This window comes from Streptomyces sp. NPDC097107 (assembly GCF_044762405.1).
Classification (GTDB): Bacteria; Actinomycetota; Actinomycetes; order Streptomycetales; family Streptomycetaceae; genus Streptomyces; species Streptomyces thinghirensis.
Window position 1 is genome coordinate 179,888 of record NZ_JBIWEF010000009.1, and the last position, 14,688, is coordinate 194,575.

At 73.0% G+C, this 14,688-nt stretch carries 14 protein-coding genes and 1 pseudogene; 8 read left to right on the forward strand and 7 right to left on the reverse strand.

Annotation, left to right across the window (positions count from 1 at the left end):
* The first annotated feature begins 38 nt into the window (after positions 1-38).
* Positions 39-326 carry a winged helix-turn-helix domain-containing protein gene (locus ACIQ1J_RS22595; RefSeq protein ID WP_403559205.1) on the forward strand — a complete coding sequence of 96 codons (288 nt, stop codon included), beginning with the start codon at positions 39-41 and terminating at the stop codon, positions 324-326.
* Here the strand turns inward: ACIQ1J_RS22595 and ACIQ1J_RS22600 are convergent.
* A complete protein-coding gene (locus tag ACIQ1J_RS22600) occupies positions 263-1,552 on the reverse strand; it encodes a hypothetical protein (RefSeq protein WP_403559208.1) in 1,290 nt (429 codons plus the stop codon). The two genes, ACIQ1J_RS22595 and ACIQ1J_RS22600, sit on opposite strands and share 64 nt — an antisense overlap.
* On the reverse strand, positions 1,546-1,764 hold the full coding sequence (locus tag ACIQ1J_RS22605; RefSeq protein WP_403559211.1) for a hypothetical protein: 219 nt from the start codon (positions 1,762-1,764) through the stop codon (positions 1,546-1,548). The genes ACIQ1J_RS22600 and ACIQ1J_RS22605 overlap by 7 nt, the downstream gene beginning before the upstream one ends.
* Positions 1,765-1,947: 183 nt before the next feature.
* Here ACIQ1J_RS22605 and ACIQ1J_RS22610 point away from each other — a divergent pair, with 183 nt between their 5' ends.
* On the forward strand, positions 1,948-2,838 hold the full coding sequence (locus ACIQ1J_RS22610) for an SDR family oxidoreductase (RefSeq protein ID WP_403559214.1): 891 nt from the start codon (positions 1,948-1,950) through the stop codon (positions 2,836-2,838).
* Positions 2,839-2,927: 89 nt separating this feature from the next.
* The gene (locus ACIQ1J_RS22615) at positions 2,928-3,854 is read left to right on the forward strand and encodes an NAD-dependent protein deacetylase (protein WP_210961335.1); all 927 of its coding nucleotides are present in this window, start codon (positions 2,928-2,930) and stop codon (positions 3,852-3,854) included.
* 21 nt (positions 3,855-3,875) lie between these two features.
* Here ACIQ1J_RS22615 and ACIQ1J_RS22620 read toward each other — a convergent pair whose 3' ends face one another.
* Positions 3,876-3,968: a LuxR C-terminal-related transcriptional regulator gene (locus tag ACIQ1J_RS22620; protein ID WP_403559217.1), complete on the reverse strand. Its 93-nt coding sequence runs from the start codon at positions 3,966-3,968 to the stop codon at positions 3,876-3,878.
* 154 nt (positions 3,969-4,122) lie between these two features.
* Positions 4,123-4,215 (reverse strand): annotated as a pseudogene (locus tag ACIQ1J_RS22625) (hypothetical protein); the annotation flags it as partial.
* Between the two features lie 506 nt (positions 4,216-4,721).
* Between ACIQ1J_RS22625 and lanKC the strand changes: the two are divergent.
* From lanKC to ACIQ1J_RS22645, 4 genes are all read left to right on the forward strand, one after another.
* Complete coding sequence (gene lanKC / locus ACIQ1J_RS22630) at positions 4,722-7,340, forward strand: class III lanthionine synthetase LanKC (protein ID WP_403559686.1); 2,619 nt, start codon at positions 4,722-4,724, stop codon at positions 7,338-7,340.
* A 35-nt stretch (positions 7,341-7,375) separates the two neighbouring features.
* On the forward strand, positions 7,376-7,504 hold the full coding sequence (locus tag ACIQ1J_RS22635; protein WP_121750866.1) for a SapB/AmfS family lanthipeptide: 129 nt from the start codon (positions 7,376-7,378) through the stop codon (positions 7,502-7,504).
* A gap of 213 nt (positions 7,505-7,717) precedes the next feature.
* Positions 7,718-9,442 (forward strand): ABC transporter transmembrane domain-containing protein, encoded by a 1,725-nt coding sequence (locus ACIQ1J_RS22640; protein WP_403559221.1) that lies wholly within the window; start codon positions 7,718-7,720, stop codon positions 9,440-9,442.
* A complete protein-coding gene (locus ACIQ1J_RS22645) occupies positions 9,439-11,259 on the forward strand; it encodes an ATP-binding cassette domain-containing protein (RefSeq protein WP_403559224.1) in 1,821 nt (606 codons plus the stop codon). Before ACIQ1J_RS22640 ends, ACIQ1J_RS22645 begins: the two co-directional genes overlap by 4 nt.
* Positions 11,260-11,298: 39 nt before the next feature.
* Here the strand turns inward: ACIQ1J_RS22645 and ACIQ1J_RS22650 are convergent, their stop codons facing one another.
* Positions 11,299-11,898, reverse strand: coding sequence for a LuxR C-terminal-related transcriptional regulator (locus ACIQ1J_RS22650; protein WP_403559227.1), 600 nt, complete (start codon positions 11,896-11,898; stop codon positions 11,299-11,301).
* Positions 11,899-12,438: 540 nt separating this feature from the next.
* Between ACIQ1J_RS22650 and ACIQ1J_RS22655 the strand changes: the two genes are divergently transcribed.
* Positions 12,439-12,648, forward strand: coding sequence for a hypothetical protein (locus ACIQ1J_RS22655; protein WP_403559229.1), 210 nt, complete (start codon positions 12,439-12,441; stop codon positions 12,646-12,648).
* 23 nt (positions 12,649-12,671) lie between these two features.
* Here ACIQ1J_RS22655 and ACIQ1J_RS22660 read toward each other — a convergent pair whose 3' ends face one another.
* Together ACIQ1J_RS22660 and ACIQ1J_RS22665 are read right to left on the reverse strand one after the other, a co-directional pair.
* Positions 12,672-13,661, reverse strand: a complete 990-nt coding sequence (locus ACIQ1J_RS22660) for an MASE1 domain-containing protein (protein ID WP_403559232.1) — start codon at positions 13,659-13,661, stop codon at positions 12,672-12,674.
* Positions 13,662-13,711: 50 nt separating this feature from the next.
* Positions 13,712-14,542, reverse strand: a complete 831-nt coding sequence (locus ACIQ1J_RS22665) for a PP2C family protein-serine/threonine phosphatase (protein ID WP_403559235.1) — start codon at positions 14,540-14,542, stop codon at positions 13,712-13,714.
* Positions 14,543-14,688: the final 146 nt, after the last annotated feature.

Genomic DNA, 14,688 nt, shown 5'->3' on the forward strand with positions numbered 1-14,688 from the left:
CTTCCCGGGCCCATGTCCTGGAGGCACTGGAGATCCCGATGACGACGACGGCCCTGGCCACGGCGCTGCGCCTGGCTCCGTCCACGGCGAGCCGGCACGCGGCCGTGCTGCGTGAGGCGGGGCTGGTGGCGACCCGCCGCGAGGGCAACCGGGTGCTGCACCGCCGCACCGCGCTGGGGTGTGCGCTGCTGGACGGGGCGGCTCCCGCGGTGGGAGCCGCCCCGGCAGCGCCGCCGGTCGCCCGCGGATGCCCCCCGCGGACTCAGCAGGTGGGCACGCCCGGGAGCCAGGATTCGGCGACGTCGACGAAGATGTTGGAGACGTAACCGCCGTAGTCGGGCAGGTAGGACCACCCGTCGTTGCTGTAGCCGGCGTAGTACACGAGCTGGCCGTGGACCTGGCACCTCACCCGCACGGTGGTGGGGCCGGGCAGGCTCGCCACGCGGGTGGAGGTGGTCGTCGCCTGCTGCCGGACGCTCACGTCGGTGTCCCACGTCGGGAACGACGTGGTGTCGCCGCCGCCGTCGGTCCACAGGTAGGTGACGGTCACCCAGCCGTTGTCGTCGAGGCCGACGTTGTAGAAGGTTCCGTCGGCCAGGTCGATGCCGGCCGGATTGGCGACCTGCCGGCCGAACTCGTCACGGCCCCCGTTGTAGCCGTTCTCGTAGGCCGCCTGCGCCTGGGGCAGGCCCCGCGGCAGGTCCTTCCACTGCTCCCGCTGCGCGGAGGGGTTCCAGTGGTCGTCGTGCGTGTTCCACGGGCCGACGTCCCACACCGGCGCCGTCTCGCAGCGGGCCGGCCCGCACACCTGCACCGAGTACTGGGCGCTGCCCTTGGGCGACAGGGCCCTTCGCGAGGGGAGCGCCACGAAGTGGTCGTTCTCGCGGATGACGTGGCCGTTGGCCGTGGTGTGCCCGACCAGCCCCTCGCGAGTGGCGAAGACCCGGGCCGAGAAGGCGGAGGCCACCTTCGGCGTGGGGCCCGCGAGGGCGCTTCCCGTGTCGCCCGCTGTCAGCGTCAGGGCTCTCACGACCGCTGTGGCCCCGCCCTCGGCGTTCCACAGGGTGAGCCGGGCCTGGACATCGACGACGTCGCGCGGCAGTTCCACCGCGGTGCCGGTCACCGCCTGACGCCACTCGGTCCAGGTTCCGCCGGCCGTCCGGCCCCGCACGTCGACCTCCACGCTCGCCGCCTCGGGCACCGTCGCGTCGAGGTCCACGGTGACCCGGTTCACCGGCCGGTCCACGCGGTGCGCCTCCAGCACGGCGGAGGCGTAGCCACCGCGCCGGCCCAGGGAGGCGGGGCTGACGGAGCCGTCCCGCACCCGCAGGGCGCCGGCGGCGTACTCGACGTTGACGTCGTCGGCGCCGGTCCGGGTCAGGTCCGGGCGCCAGGAGTCCGAGGTGGACGCGACGGGGGCACCGGCGGCCGGAGCCGTGGCCAGTGCCCACCCGGCGAGGGCGAGCAGGCAGGCCGTGCCGCTCAGTGCGCGCGAGGACCGTGTTCTGCGGCACGCGGCGAAGCTCCGGCGCCGGGTGGAAGGGGTCAGCATGTGGGCACTCCAGGGAGCCAGGCGTCAGTGACGTCGATGAAGATGTTGGAGAGGTGACCGCCGTGGTCCGGCAGGTATGACCAGGCATCGTTGCTGTAGCCGTCGTACTCCACGAGTCCGCCGCGGACCTGGCAGGCCACGCGGACGGACGCCGGTCCGGGCAGGCGCGCCACCCGGGCGGAGTCCGTCGACGGCTGCTGCCGGACGCTCACGTCCGTGCCCCACGTGGGGAACGGTGTGCCCGCGGCACCGTCTTCGAGCTGCCCGGCGTCCCTCCCTGCTGACCTCGCGCGCGCGGTCGGCGGACGTGTCACTCGCAAATGAAGGGGCTTTTCGGACGGACCGGCCAGGGAACACGGTCGCTGACCGCGCACCGCGAGACACAGGAGGCAGACGTGGCGGACGACCAGCATGACCAGCAGAATCCGACCGAGCAGTACCCCCGCCCCGGCTTCGCCTCGCAGGACCAGCCGCACCCGGGCTGGACCGGGCCGATGGACCCGCCGCCCGACCACGGTGAGGAGTCCTACCGCGGGTCGGGCCGTCTGGTGGGCCGCAGGACCGTCGTCACCGGCGGTGACTCCGGCATCGGCCGAGCGGTGGCCCTGGCCTTCGCGCGCGAGGGTGCCGATGTGCTGTTCACCCACCTCGCCGAGGAACAGGACGAGGCACGGGAGACCTCCCGCCTGGTGGAGGACGCCGGGCGGAAGGCCGTCGCCGTCTCCTGCGACATCCGTGAGGAGGAGAACTGCCGGGCCTTGATCGAGCGGGCCGTGGCGGAGTTCGGCGGTATCGACGTCCTGGTGAACAACGCGGCCTACCAGATGGCCCAGCCGGACGGCATCGAGGCGATCACGACGGAGCAGTTCGACCGGGTCGTGCGGACGAACCTCTACGGCATGTTCTGGCTGACGAAGTTCGCCCTGCCGCACATTCCCGAGGGCGGCAGCGTCATCAACACCACCTCGGTCCAGGCGTACAAGCCCAGCCCGCACCTGCTGGACTACGCGACGACCAAGGGCGCGATCGTGACCTTCACCCAAGGGCTGGCCCAGATGGTCGCGGAGCGCGGCATCCGGGTGAACGCGGTGGCGCCGGGGCCGGTGTGGACTCCGCTGATCCCGGCGACGCTGCCGGACACCGCCGAGTTCGGCAAGCAGAGCCCCCTGGGCCGTCCCGCGCAACCGGCCGAGCTGGCACCGGCGTACGTCTATCTCGCCTCGCAGGAGGCCGGCTACGTCACGGCGGAGATCCTGAACGCGACCGGTGGCACGCCACTGCCGTGATTGTGGTCCGGTCCGTGGGTCCGGGGGTGCCGCGGCTCCACGGCGCCGGCCGGCCGGACTGCGGGCAGCCCGTTCCGTACCCTGGCGGCATGCGCATGCGCCCCACTCTGAGCTGGACTCCTGCCGAGGACCTGCCGCCGGGCACCACCGACCCGGAGCCGGTCGCCGACGCGCTGAGCAGCGGCGGCGTGCTGGTGCTCAGCGGGGCGGGCATCTCCACCGAGTCGGGCATCCCCGACTACCGGGGTGAGGGCGGCAGCCTGAGCCGGCACGTCCCGATGACCTACCAGGACTTCACCGCCGATCCCCAGGCTCGACGCCGCTACTGGGCGCGCAGCCACCTCGGCTGGCGCACCTTCGGCCGCGCCCGCCCCAACGCCGGGCACCGGGCCGTCGCCGCGTTCGCACGGCACGGCCTGCTCAGCGGTGTGATCACCCAGAACGTCGACGGCCTGCACCAGGCAGCCGGCAGCGAGGGCGTCGTGGAACTCCACGGAAGCCTGGACCGGGTCGTCTGCCTGTCCTGCGGTACCTTCAGCCCGCGCCGGGTACTCGCCCGGCGGCTCGAGGAGGCGAATCCGGGCTTCGATCCGGTGGCCGCGGGGATCAACCCCGACGGTGACGCCGACCTCACCGACGAACAGGTCGGGGACTTCCGTGTGCTGCCCTGCGCCGTCTGCGGCGGCGTCCTCAAACCGGACGTGGTGTTCTTCGGCGAAGCCGTTCCGCCGCGGCGGGTCGAGCGCTGCCGCGAGCTGGTCCGCGACTCTTCCTCCCTGCTGGTACTGGGGTCCTCGCTGACGGTGATGTCCGGGCTCCGGTTCGTCCGCCAGGCGGCCCAGGACGGGAAGCCGGTACTGATCGTCAACCGGGACCCGACGCGGGGCGACCGGCACGCCCTCACCCGGGTCGCGCTCCCGCTGGGAGCCGCCCTCACCGGCGTGGCCGAGCAGCTGGACATCTCCCTCGACGGCCACGGCGGCCACGGCGGCCCGGGGGACGTCGTGACGGCCTGACCGGTGCCCCGGCCGTCCCCGTCACCGCCCCACGGCGATGTCCGTGCGGGAGCTGACGTTGAGCCTGCGCATGATGCGCGCCACGTGGTGTTCCACGGTCCGGGTGGACAGCACCGGTTTTCGGCGATGTCGCGGTCGGCTCGTCCCTGGAGGACGAGCCGGGCCACCTCCTGTTCGCGCGGGGGCAGTTGATCGCCGTGGCCGAGACGACCCAGTCGTCGTTCACGCGCAGCTTCCACGTGCCGTCGGCCGTCTCGGCGGAGGCGTTCACGGCGTAGGTGGCCTGCACGTTGTCCGAGCTGTCGTTGCTGTCGTAGTCCTTGAGCGGATACCCGGTGCCGTAGGGGGCGACCAGTTCCACGCGCAGGTCGCCGACACGGCTCGGACCGCCGAGGCCGCAGCGCGGTGTCTCCTGCCCGGCTCGGAGGCGGCGGAACGGGACGGGTCCGGGCGGCAACAGGCAGCCGTACGCACGATCCTGTGATCGAGCAGTACCGGAGGCTGGGGGCGCGCTGGGACGTCGCCCGGTGCCACCGGGTGCTGCGCCGCCACGACATCGTCACCACACACCGCCGCGGAACGACACGGGGTACGTCAACGCCTGGTCGCTCCAGTTCTGACCACCCGCTCCCCCGTCCGACACGGGCTCCGGGCCACCCCTCCCCTGGGCGGCCCGGAGCCCGCCGCACGGCCGGGTCGGCCACGCGAAGCGACGGCCGCCCGGCGCCCCTGCCGCCTCCCCGAGCACCCGGCCGGCGAAGTTACCTGTGCGTTCCGCACGTCGGAGACGTGACAGCGGTGACTGTCCGGGACATGGCAGGGCGTGACAGCGTCGTGCCCGGCACCGACCAGGTGAAGGGAGCAGGCGTGAACAAGGGCTACGCCGTCTACTGCGACGCGGATCCGCACTTCTACGACGCGCCGCACCGCACCGGCCCCGGCACCCGATCGGCGGGCACCCGGTACGCGGCGGCCACCCTGCCCGTACCGGCGGGATGGCAGCGCGGGGAGAGCGGCGACTGGCTCGCTCTGCGCCCGCTGGACGCCGTACTGCCGGCGCAGGGCTGGAAGATCCACGTCTCCGCCTGCCTGGACAACGCCGAGTCCGTCCTGGAGCGCGTACGGCACCACTGCGTCGAGCGTGGCATCGCCTTCAAGTTCGTGCCGAGCCGCTACCTGCTGCACCAGCGCAACGCCAAGTACGCGGACCGGGCGGGCAGCGGCAAGTTCGTCACCGTGTACCCGGCGGACGAGGACCAGTTCGAGCGCCTCGTGGGCGAGTTGGCCGCTCTGCTGGACGGCGAGCCCGGACCGCACATCCTGAGCGATCTCAGGATCGGGGACGGCCCGGTGCACGTGCGCTACGGCAGCTTCACCCGCCGCAACTGCTACGACGAGAGCGGGGAACTGAGACCGGCCGTCGCGAACCCCGAGGGAGTACTCGTCCCCGACTTCCGCGGCCCGGTCTTCCGTGTCCCCGACTGGGTGAGCGTGCCCGCCTTCCTCCAGTCCCACGTCGACGCGCGGGCGACGGTGACCCTGGCCGACATCCCGTACACCGTCGAGTCGGCACTCCACTTCTCCAACGGCGGCGGTGTCTACCGGGCACGGGACACCCGTACCGGCGAGGTGGTGGTCCTCAAGGAGGCCCGTCCGTACGCCGGCCTGGCGGCCGACGGTGCCGACGCGGTGACCCGGCTGCATCGCGAACGCCGGGCCCTCGAACAGCTTTCGGGCCTGTCCTGCACGCCCGAGGTGCTGGACAGCTTCGCCGTCGGGGAGCACCACTTCCTGGTGCTGGAGTACCTCGACGGCAAGCCCCTCAACACCTTCTTCGCCCGGCGGCACCCGCTCATCGAGGCGGACCCCGGCGAACGGCGGCTGACCGAGTACACCGAGTGGGCACTCGACGTCCACGCCCAGGTCGAGCGGGCCGTCGAGGAGGTGCACGCGCGGGGCGTCGTCTTCAACGACCTGCACCTCTTCAACATCATGATCCGCGACGACGGGCGGGTGGCCCTGCTGGACTTCGAGGCCGCCCACCGCGTCGACGAACCGGGCCGGCAGACGGTCGCCCACCCCGGTTTCGTGGCCCCTTCCAGCCGGCGGGGCACCGCCGTGGACCGGTACGCGCTGGCCTGTCTGCGCCTGGCCCTGTTCCTGCCGCTGACCAGTCTGCTGGCCCTGGACCGGCGCAAGGCGGAGCACCTGGCCGACGTGGTGGCGCGGCAGTTCCCCGTGGAGCGCGCCTTCCTCGACGCGGCGCTCGACGAGATCGCCGACTCTCGCGACCGGCGTCCGGCGGCACGGCCCACCACCGAGGACTTCGTTCCCGTGGCGCCGGGCGACTGGCCCCGCAGCCGGGACGCGATGACGGCGGCCATCCGCGCGTCGGCCACTCCGTCGCGCGAGGACCGTCTCTTCCCCGGCGACGTGGCTCAGTTCGCCACCGCCGGCGGAGGACTCTCGTTCGGCTACGGAGCGGCCGGCGTGCTGTACGCCCTGACCGAGAGTGGGGCGGAGCGCGACGAGAGCGAGGAGCAGTGGCTGCTCGACCGGACCAAGGAACTCCCCTCGGGGATGCCGCTCGGCTTCCACGACGGGATCGCGGGAGTCGCCTGGACCCTTGACCACCTCGGCCACCGGGGCAGGGCGCTGGATCTCACGCGGCTGCTCCTCGAGCATCCCCTCGACACTCTCGCCACCGACCTCCACAGCGGAACGGCCGGAGTGGGCCTGGCGCTTGACTCCCTGGCCGCCTCCACCGGCGACTGTGCCCTGCGTGACGCGGCCATGCGGTGTGCCGAACTGAGCGCCCGGTGCCTACCGGCCGACCCACCGGACCGAGGGTCCGAACGCCGGAATCGAGCCGGACTCCTGTACGGCGCCACGGGCAGCGCCCTGCTGTCCCTGCGGCTGTACGAACGCACCGGCGACAGCGGCCTGCTCGACCTCGCGGGCGCCGCGCTGCGCCAGGACCTCGCGCGCTGCGTCCGCGGCGCGGGAGGCGCGCTCCAGGTGGACGAGGGCTGGCGCACGATGCCGTACCTCGGCGCGGGCAGCGTGGGCATCGGCATGGTGCTCGACGACTACCTGGCGCACCGCGCCGACGAGCAGTTCGAGCAGGCACGGGAGGAGATCGTGCGCGCGGCACAGGCCATGTTCTACGCCCAGCCGGGGCTCTACCGCGGCGTGGCCGGCATGGTGCTGTACCTCGGCCGTACGACCGCCACCGGGCCGGGCACCGGCCCCGAGGCCGTCCGGCGCCAGATCGACGCGCTGACCTGGCACGCCATGTCCTACCGCGGTCATCTCGCCTTCCCCGGCGAGCAGATGATGCGCCTGTCCATGGACCTCTCCACCGGGACGGCCGGATGCCTGCTGGGCGTCGCGTCCGTACACGGCGACCGGCCCGCCGGTCTGCCGTTCCTCCCACCGCCGCGGCGAGTGCCGCGGCCCATGAGCCGGCCCCATCAGGGGTCGTGAAAAAAGCACCCGTAGTCCTACGAAGGGAAACGAACATGAACCTGTTCGAGCTGCAGTCGATGGAGACCCCCAAGGAAGAGGCCATGGGCGACGTGGAGACCGGCAGCCGCGCGAGCCTGCTCCTCTGCGGCGACAGCAGCCTCAGCGTCACGACGTGTAACTGACGTCCGCGTCGGCCCGCCGCGCTCAACGCGGCGGGCCGACGCGCTGCGGTACCGGCGCCCCGGCCACCGCCGGGCGCCGGTACCGCACTCCGTCGCCGCCCGTGGCGGCGCCGACCACGAGGAGGGCAGCTGGTGCGAAGGGACCCGGGCCGGCGGCGGCCGATGCGTCAGGGGCACCACTCGCCCGGCTCACCCGGCACCGGACCAGGGCGGATGCCCGAACTGCTGGTCCTGGTGTGCTCGGTGGCGGCCGCAGCGGTCGCCGTCGTCCAGCCCCTCGTCCTGGGCCGCACACTGGATCTGCTGCTGCACGACGGCGCCGCCGGCCCCTGGCTCCTGGCGAGCGCCGCACTGCTCGTCGGCGAGATACTCCTCGACGGTCTCACCGCACTGCTCACCGGCCGGTGCACCGCCGACTGGACGGCCTCGATCCGCTCTCGCGCCCTCAGAGGTCTGCTGCACGCCGTGCCGGATCTGGCCCGGCCCCATTCCCCCGGCGACGTCGCGACCCGGCTGACCCTAAACGCCTCCGACGCGGGCGCCGCGCCGGCCGCCAGGGCCGCGCTCGCGGCCTCGCTCCTCACCCCGGCCGGCGCGCTCGTCGCACTGGCCGTCGTCGACGTGTGGGTCGCCGTCTGCGTGCTGGTCGGACTTCCGTTCCTCGCCCTGGTGCTGCGGGCGTTCGCGCGGGACACGGGTGCTTCGGTCGGCGCCTATCAGCGGGTGCAGTCGGACATCGCGTCCCGGCTGCTGGAGACCATGGCGGGCGCGGAGACCATCGCCGCGGCCGGCACCGCCGCACGTGAACGCGAGCGCGTTCTCGGTCCGTTGGCCGAGCTCGGCACGCTGGGCGCACGCATGTGGACGCTGCACGGCAGGGCGCTGGCCACCGGCGGTGTCCTCGTCCCGCTGCTGACGGTGGCCGCCACCGCGGTGGGCGGCCTGCGGCTCGGCGCCGGGGCCCTCAGCGTCGGCGAACTGCTCGCGGTCTGCCGGTACGCGCAGTTGGCCGCGGGGTTCGGCGGGGCCGCCACGCTCGTCGGCGCACTGGTCCGGGGCCGCAGGGCGCGGGAGCGCACCGCGACGCTGGAACGGCTGCCCGCCCTGGCCTACGGAACCCGGACACTGCCCCCGGCGGGCCCGGGCACCCTCGAACTGCGCGACGTACGGGTCCTGCGGGACGGGACGGAAGTCCTGCGGGCGGACCACGTGGTGGTGCCGGGCGGTCTGACCGCCGCGGTCGTGGGACGCAGCGGCGCGGGCAAGTCCGTCCTGGCCGCCGTCGCCGGCCGGCTCATCGATCCCGACCGGGGCCAGGTCCTGCTGGACGGCACACCTCTCGGGCTTCTGACCCGCTCCTGTCTACGTGCCGAGGTCGGCTTCGCCTTCGCGCGTCCCGTCCTGGGCGATCGCACCGTCGCCGAGGCGGTGGCGGCCGGGCCGCGCGCCGTGTCACCCCACCAGGTTCAGGCGGCTGTTCGCCTCGCGGACGCCGAAGCCTTCGTACGCCGCCTCCCGCAGGCCTACGACACCCGGCTCGCCGACACGCACCTGTCCGGCGGCGAGTACCAACGCCTCGGACTGGCGCGGGCCTTCGCCCACGCGGGCCGGCTGCTGGTGATGGACGACGCCACCTCCAGCCTCGACACCGCCACGGAACACGCGGTGGAACAGGCGCAGCGCCGCTCACCACGCGGCGCCACACGGCTGGTCGTGGCCCACCGCCCGTCGGTCGCGGCCCGGGCGGATCTCGTGATCTGGCTGGACGACGGCCGGGTACGGGCGGTCGGCAGCCATCGGCGGCTGTGGGAGGAGGCGGCCTACCGGGCGGTGTTCGGCACGGGTGAGAACGGTGTCGGGCCGGTATCCGCCGAGGACTCCCCGGGCGGGCCCCGTCACGGGCGGGCCGGCCTTCCGCGCGAAGGGGCGCGACCGTGACAGCCACCGGCCAAGGACCCGCGGCGGAGCCGCGGCGCGAGTCGGGGACCCTGCGACGGCTCGGGCCGTCCGCCCGCCGCTTCCTGGCCGCCCGCAGAACGGTCCTCGCACGGCTCGCGGCATGGTCGCTGGCCGAGTCGGCACAGACCTTCCTGGTCGGCTACGGCGTGGCGCAGGCCGTCGACCGGGGGTTCCTCGCCGGTGACACCCTCACGGGTCTCGGCTGGCTCGGGGTGGCCGCCCTCGCCGTGGTACTCGGCGCACCCGTGATCAGGGGCGTCTTCGCCGAGCTGGCCGGACTGACGGAACCACTGCGCGACCAGCTGGTGCGGCGGGCGGTCGACCAGTCCATGGCCCGTTCCCTGGCCCGTCCCGGTGGCGGGGACCGCGCCGCCGTCTCACGGCTCACCAACCAGGTCGAGATCGTGCGGGACAGCTTCGCCGGGCTCGTCCTCACCTTGCGCTCGTTCGTCTTCACCGCGGCCGGAGCCCTGGCGGGACTGTTCACGCTGGACCCGGCGCTTCTCGTGGTGGTCCTGCCGCCGCTCGCCGGTGGACTGACCCTCTTCCTGCTGACGCTGCGGCCCATGGCGGCGGCGCAGCGCCGTGCTCTCGACGCGGACGAGGCACTGGGCGATCACACCACGCGTGCCCGCGGGGCGCTGCGTGACATCACCGCCTGCGGTACACAGGCGGAGACGGCACGAAGCGGAGCACGGCTCATCGCGGACGCCGCCGCCACGTCCCGTGTCCTCGCCCGCTGGGCCGCGGTGCGCACCCTCGCCCTCGGTGTGGCGGGTCAGCTGCCCGTACTGCTCCTGCTGGTCGCCGTGCCGTGGCTGCGCGGCAGGGGTGTCACGACCGGCGCTCTGCTCGGGGCGTTCACCTACCTCGCCCAGGCCCTGCTGCCCGCCCTGCACACCCTCATGACCGCGATCGGCGCCGCGGGAACCCGGCTGCTCGTGGTCCTGGACCGGTTCACCGTGCCTCAGGCGGGGCCGCCCCCCGCCGTAGCGGCGGCACCTGCGCAGCCGCCCGAGCTGCCACGCCCCCCGGTCCGCTCCCCGCTCCCGCCGATTCCCGCGCCGTCACAGCGGGTTCCCGCGGTGGAACTGCGCGGGGTGACCGTCGGCTACGGCGCCCGGGCGGAGCCGGTCCTCGACGCGCTCGACCTGCGCGTCGAGGAAGGCGAGCACCTGGCCGTCGTCGGTCCCAGCGGCATCGGCAAGTCGACCCTCGCCCGTCTCATCGCCGGGACGTGCGCGCCGTGGAGCGGTGTGGTGCGGGTGACCGGCCGGACGGTCGCCGGCCGGGGGGCGGCGGAGCTGGCCGCGCTGCGCGTCCTGGTGCCCCAGCAGGCGTACGTCTTCACCGGTACGGTCCGGGACAACCTCGCCTACCTGCGGCCGGACGCCGCCACGAGCGACATCGAGGCCGCCGTCCGGGATCTCGGGGCCGCTCCTCTGGTCGAGCGCCTGGGTGGGATCGACGCGCCGCTGAGACCCGACGACCTCTCGCAGGGCGAGCGCCAGCTGATCGTCCTGGCGCGCGCTCACCTGTCCACGGCTCGGCTGCTCCTGCTCGACGAGGCGACCTGCCATCTCGACGCGGCGTCCGAGGCGCGCGCCGAGGAGGCGCTCGCCCGGCGTCCGGGAACACTGCTCGTCGTGGCGCACCGCATGTCGTCCGCGGTCCGGGCCGACCGGGTTCTGGTGCTGGACGGCGTCCGGGCAGCCCACGGCACCCACCGGGAGCTGCTTGAGCGGTCGTCCCTCTACCGCGACCTGGTGGGGCACTGGAGCCGAACGGGAGGCTGACCCGCGAGCCGTGCCCCCGCGTCCGCGTGCCCCCCGCCGTCACATCCAGCCGGCGCCCTGGACGATGCGAATCGCGTCCACGCGATTGCGCGCCCCGACTCTACGGATCGCACTGGCCATGTAGTTGCGGACGGTCCCCCGGGACAGATGGAGGCAGGCGGCGATCTCGGCGACGGACGCCCCCTGCGACGCCTGGAACAGGACGCTCAGCTCACGGGCGGTCAGTGGCATCTCGGATGCCCGCAGCAGTGCGACGGTGAGCCGCTCGTCGAGGAACCGTTCTCCCTTGGCTACCATGTGCACCGCGGCGATCAGCCGCTGCGACGAGGCGTCCTTGTCCACGAAGCCGAGCGCTCCGGCGTCGAACGCCCTGCGCAGCACTCCCGGCCGCTCCGGAGCCGCGAGGACGACCAGCCGCGGCCCGCACCGGTCCCAGACGGGCACTCGGCCGGTCTCGCCGGGCGGCCCCTCCAGACAGTCCCCGTCGACCACACACACGTCCGCGGGTAAGTCGTTGGCGTCCGGGCCGTCCCCGCGGGACGGCATGGAGGAGACGTCGAGTCCGTCGGCCGACCGCAGCAGTTGCACCAGTGCCGACCGCAGCAGCGTCGCGTCGTGCACCACAAGAACGCGGACCATGTACAACCCCCTGGTTTCCCCGGCCGCCGCGGGCCGCCGGGCTCGTCCCCCTACCGGTCCCCAGCCGTCTGCCCCCGGGAGCCGCACAAGAAGCACACAACTCGATCACACCCGGTCGCCACCGTCGGCAACACGCCGCTCTGAGCGCCGTCGGCAAGGGACGGCCCCCGCGGAATCGGGCCGGAACACGTCGGTGGCCCACGTGGGATCGTGCGGCAGGACTCGGTGCCGACCTCGCCCGAGAGCTGTTCACATCGCGATTGGTGGGTCCGGGCGGCCGGCGGACAGCGCGACGCGGCGACGCCGTGCCGTTCGCTACCGGAGAGTCACAGACCGAAAACAGGCGAAGTGAATGTGGCCCGAATGCCTGCACCCGTCCGGCGCTTCACCACCCCGCACGGCGATGCCTGTCGTTTCCCGCCGCCGGGGCGTCCGCGGGGCCATAAGGATGGCCGGAGGCCGTGTCGAGCGGTCCTCGCGGACCCGGTCGGCCATCCTGGGCCGGAAGCGGCGCCCTTCCCCACGATTAGGAGCACGGCCATGCCGACGGACCCGGTTGGACGCTTCCTGGCGGCTCTGGACCCGGATCACCGGGATGCCGTCAGTGCGAAGCCTCGTGAGGAGCAGGAACGGCTGGCGGGGGACTGGGAACGGGAGCTCCGGGCGGACACCGATCTCGACACCCTCGACGAGTTGTCCCCGTCGGCGGCGGAGGCCGAGGCCGCCAGGCGGGTCCTGGGCGACCGCTGACCCTTCTTGCCCACGGTCCTCACTCACCGGACGCCTCCGCCGGACGACCCCGTGTTCCCGGGGCCCCCGGCGTTCAGATGCTGCAACGCCCCGACCAGTTCCTGGCAGGCCCGTTCCACGGACCGTCTGGTGTTGATCTGTTCGCTGATCACGGAGGACAGCAGGAGCGCGGTCAGACCCAGGGTTCCGTTGAACGCCTGAAGCTTCATCATCGTCTCGATGTCGGTCAGCCTGGCGAAGGAACCGGCCTCTTCCCTGGCCGCGACGGTGGCCATCACGGAGGCGAACAGGGCGCACGGCATGCCGCCCGCCAGCTGGAAACGCAACGCGGCCCAGATCAGCAGCGGATACACCAGGAACAGGACGCTGACCGAGCTGTACGTCACCCGTGGCACCAGAACGCACACGACGAGCGCGAGCCCCGCCGCCTCGCCCCAGCGACCGGACGGGGGCGGCCAGCGGGCCCGGTGCAGCAGAAGCAGCAGCGGAGTGACGATCACGACGCCCATCGCGTCACCCACCCACCAGGCCAGCCAGACGAGCCAGAAGGCGTCCTCGGCGAGTTTGTTCGTGAGGACGAGTGTGCCGACGCCCGCGCCCGAACTGATCAGCATGGCTGTCATCGCCCCCAGGAACACGAGCGTCAGGCCGTCGCGCAAGCGGCTCAGACTCGCGCGGAATCCCACCGCGCGCAGCATCAGACAGGCGCACACGGGCGCGAGGGTGTTGCCGAGCACGATCCCGGCGGCGGACAGACGGGGAGCGGTCAGAGAGGCGACCACCAGCAGGGCGCCGACGGCGATGCCGGGCACGCACCGCAGTCCGAAGAGCAGCAGGCAGGCCACTGCGACGCCGGTGGGCGGCCAGATGGGGGTGACCACCGCGCCGTCCGCGACCAGTTGCTGCGAGAGCCCCAGGCGTCCCGCCGCGTAGTAGCAGACGGCGACGAGCAGCGTCTCGCAGACAAGGACGACCGGTCGCGGCCAAGCACGGATACCCACCACAGCAGCCATCAGACACCGACGCCGACGCATCAGCGAGGCGAGCCGCGCCTTGCCCCGCCCTACGGCGTAACAGCACGTCCGTCATGGCCGACGACGAGCACGGCCGCGTCGTCCTCGTGACCCACCAGTTCGGCGTTCCGGAGCACGGCGGCCGCCAGCGAGTGCGCCTCCATGCCCTCGACCGCGGCAACGCCTGCCAGCCGCACGACCCTCGCGAGCCCTTCGTCGACGCTCAGGGAAGGCCCTTCCACCACGCCGTCCGTGAGCAGGACGAAGACTCCGCCCGTGGTGAGCCGGTACCGGGTCACCGGATATTCGGTGCCCTTGAGGACGCCCAGCGGTGGCCCTCCTTCGTCCTCGGAGACCTCCGCCCTGCCGTCGGCCGTGGCCCATACGCAGGGAATGTGCCCGGCCCGCGCGCTCTCCAGGACGCCGGTGGCAGGGTCGAAGCGCATGAAGGTGCAGGTGGCGAAGAGGTCCTTGTTCAGGGAGAGAAGCAGGTCGTTCGTACGGGCGAGCAGGTCGCCGGGCTCACTCGTCACGGAGGCGAGCGCCCGCAGGCCCACGCGGATCTGCCCCATGAGGGCGGCCGCGTCGATGGCGTGGCCCTGGACGTCTCCGACGGAGAGGCCGATACGGCCGTCGGGGAGTACGAAGGCGTCGTACCAGTCTCCGCCCACGTTGAGTCCGGCGTAGGCGGGTGAATAGCAGGCGGCGAGGTGAAAGCCGGGGACCGTGGGCAGACTCGCGGGAAGCATGTCGCGTTGCAGCGCGACCGCCAGTTCCACCTGGGACCGGCGCAGCTCGGCCAGCTCCCGTGCCTGAGTGGTCAGCGATGCCAGCCTGGCCAGCAACTCTTCACCGTCAGGTGCGGGACGCTTGCGGAACATCGACCACTCCCGGGCCATCCGATCCGCCTGTCCTCGCGGCGGCGCCTCTAGAAGCCGGACGCTCCAAGTCTCTCATTCGCCTCGGCAACAGGCATACCGAAGCCGCACCGACCGGGGCGAGAGGCTTCCGAGTCCAACTCAGGTCA

Excerpts from the sequence above, each read along its gene's own strand:
- ACIQ1J_RS22655 (WP_403559229.1), top strand. The coding sequence starts at position 12,439 with ATGCCGACGGACCCGGTTGGACGCTTCCTGGCGGCTCTGGACCCGGAT.
- ACIQ1J_RS22665 (WP_403559235.1), bottom strand. The coding sequence starts at position 14,542 with ATGTTCCGCAAGCGTCCCGCACCTGACGGTGAAGAGTTGCTGGCCAGG.
- ACIQ1J_RS22650 (WP_403559227.1), bottom strand. The coding sequence starts at position 11,898 with ATGGTCCGCGTTCTTGTGGTGCACGACGCGACGCTGCTGCGGTCGGCA.
- ACIQ1J_RS22615 (WP_210961335.1), top strand. The coding sequence starts at position 2,928 with ATGCGCATGCGCCCCACTCTGAGCTGGACTCCTGCCGAGGACCTGCCG.
- ACIQ1J_RS22640 (WP_403559221.1), top strand. The coding sequence starts at position 7,718 with ATGCCCGAACTGCTGGTCCTGGTGTGCTCGGTGGCGGCCGCAGCGGTC.
- ACIQ1J_RS22600 (WP_403559208.1), bottom strand. The coding sequence starts at position 1,552 with ATGCTGACCCCTTCCACCCGGCGCCGGAGCTTCGCCGCGTGCCGCAGA.
- ACIQ1J_RS22635 (WP_121750866.1), top strand. The coding sequence starts at position 7,376 with ATGAACCTGTTCGAGCTGCAGTCGATGGAGACCCCCAAGGAAGAGGCC.
- ACIQ1J_RS22595 (WP_403559205.1), top strand. The coding sequence starts at position 39 with ATGACGACGACGGCCCTGGCCACGGCGCTGCGCCTGGCTCCGTCCACG.
- ACIQ1J_RS22660 (WP_403559232.1), bottom strand. The coding sequence starts at position 13,661 with ATGGCTGCTGTGGTGGGTATCCGTGCTTGGCCGCGACCGGTCGTCCTT.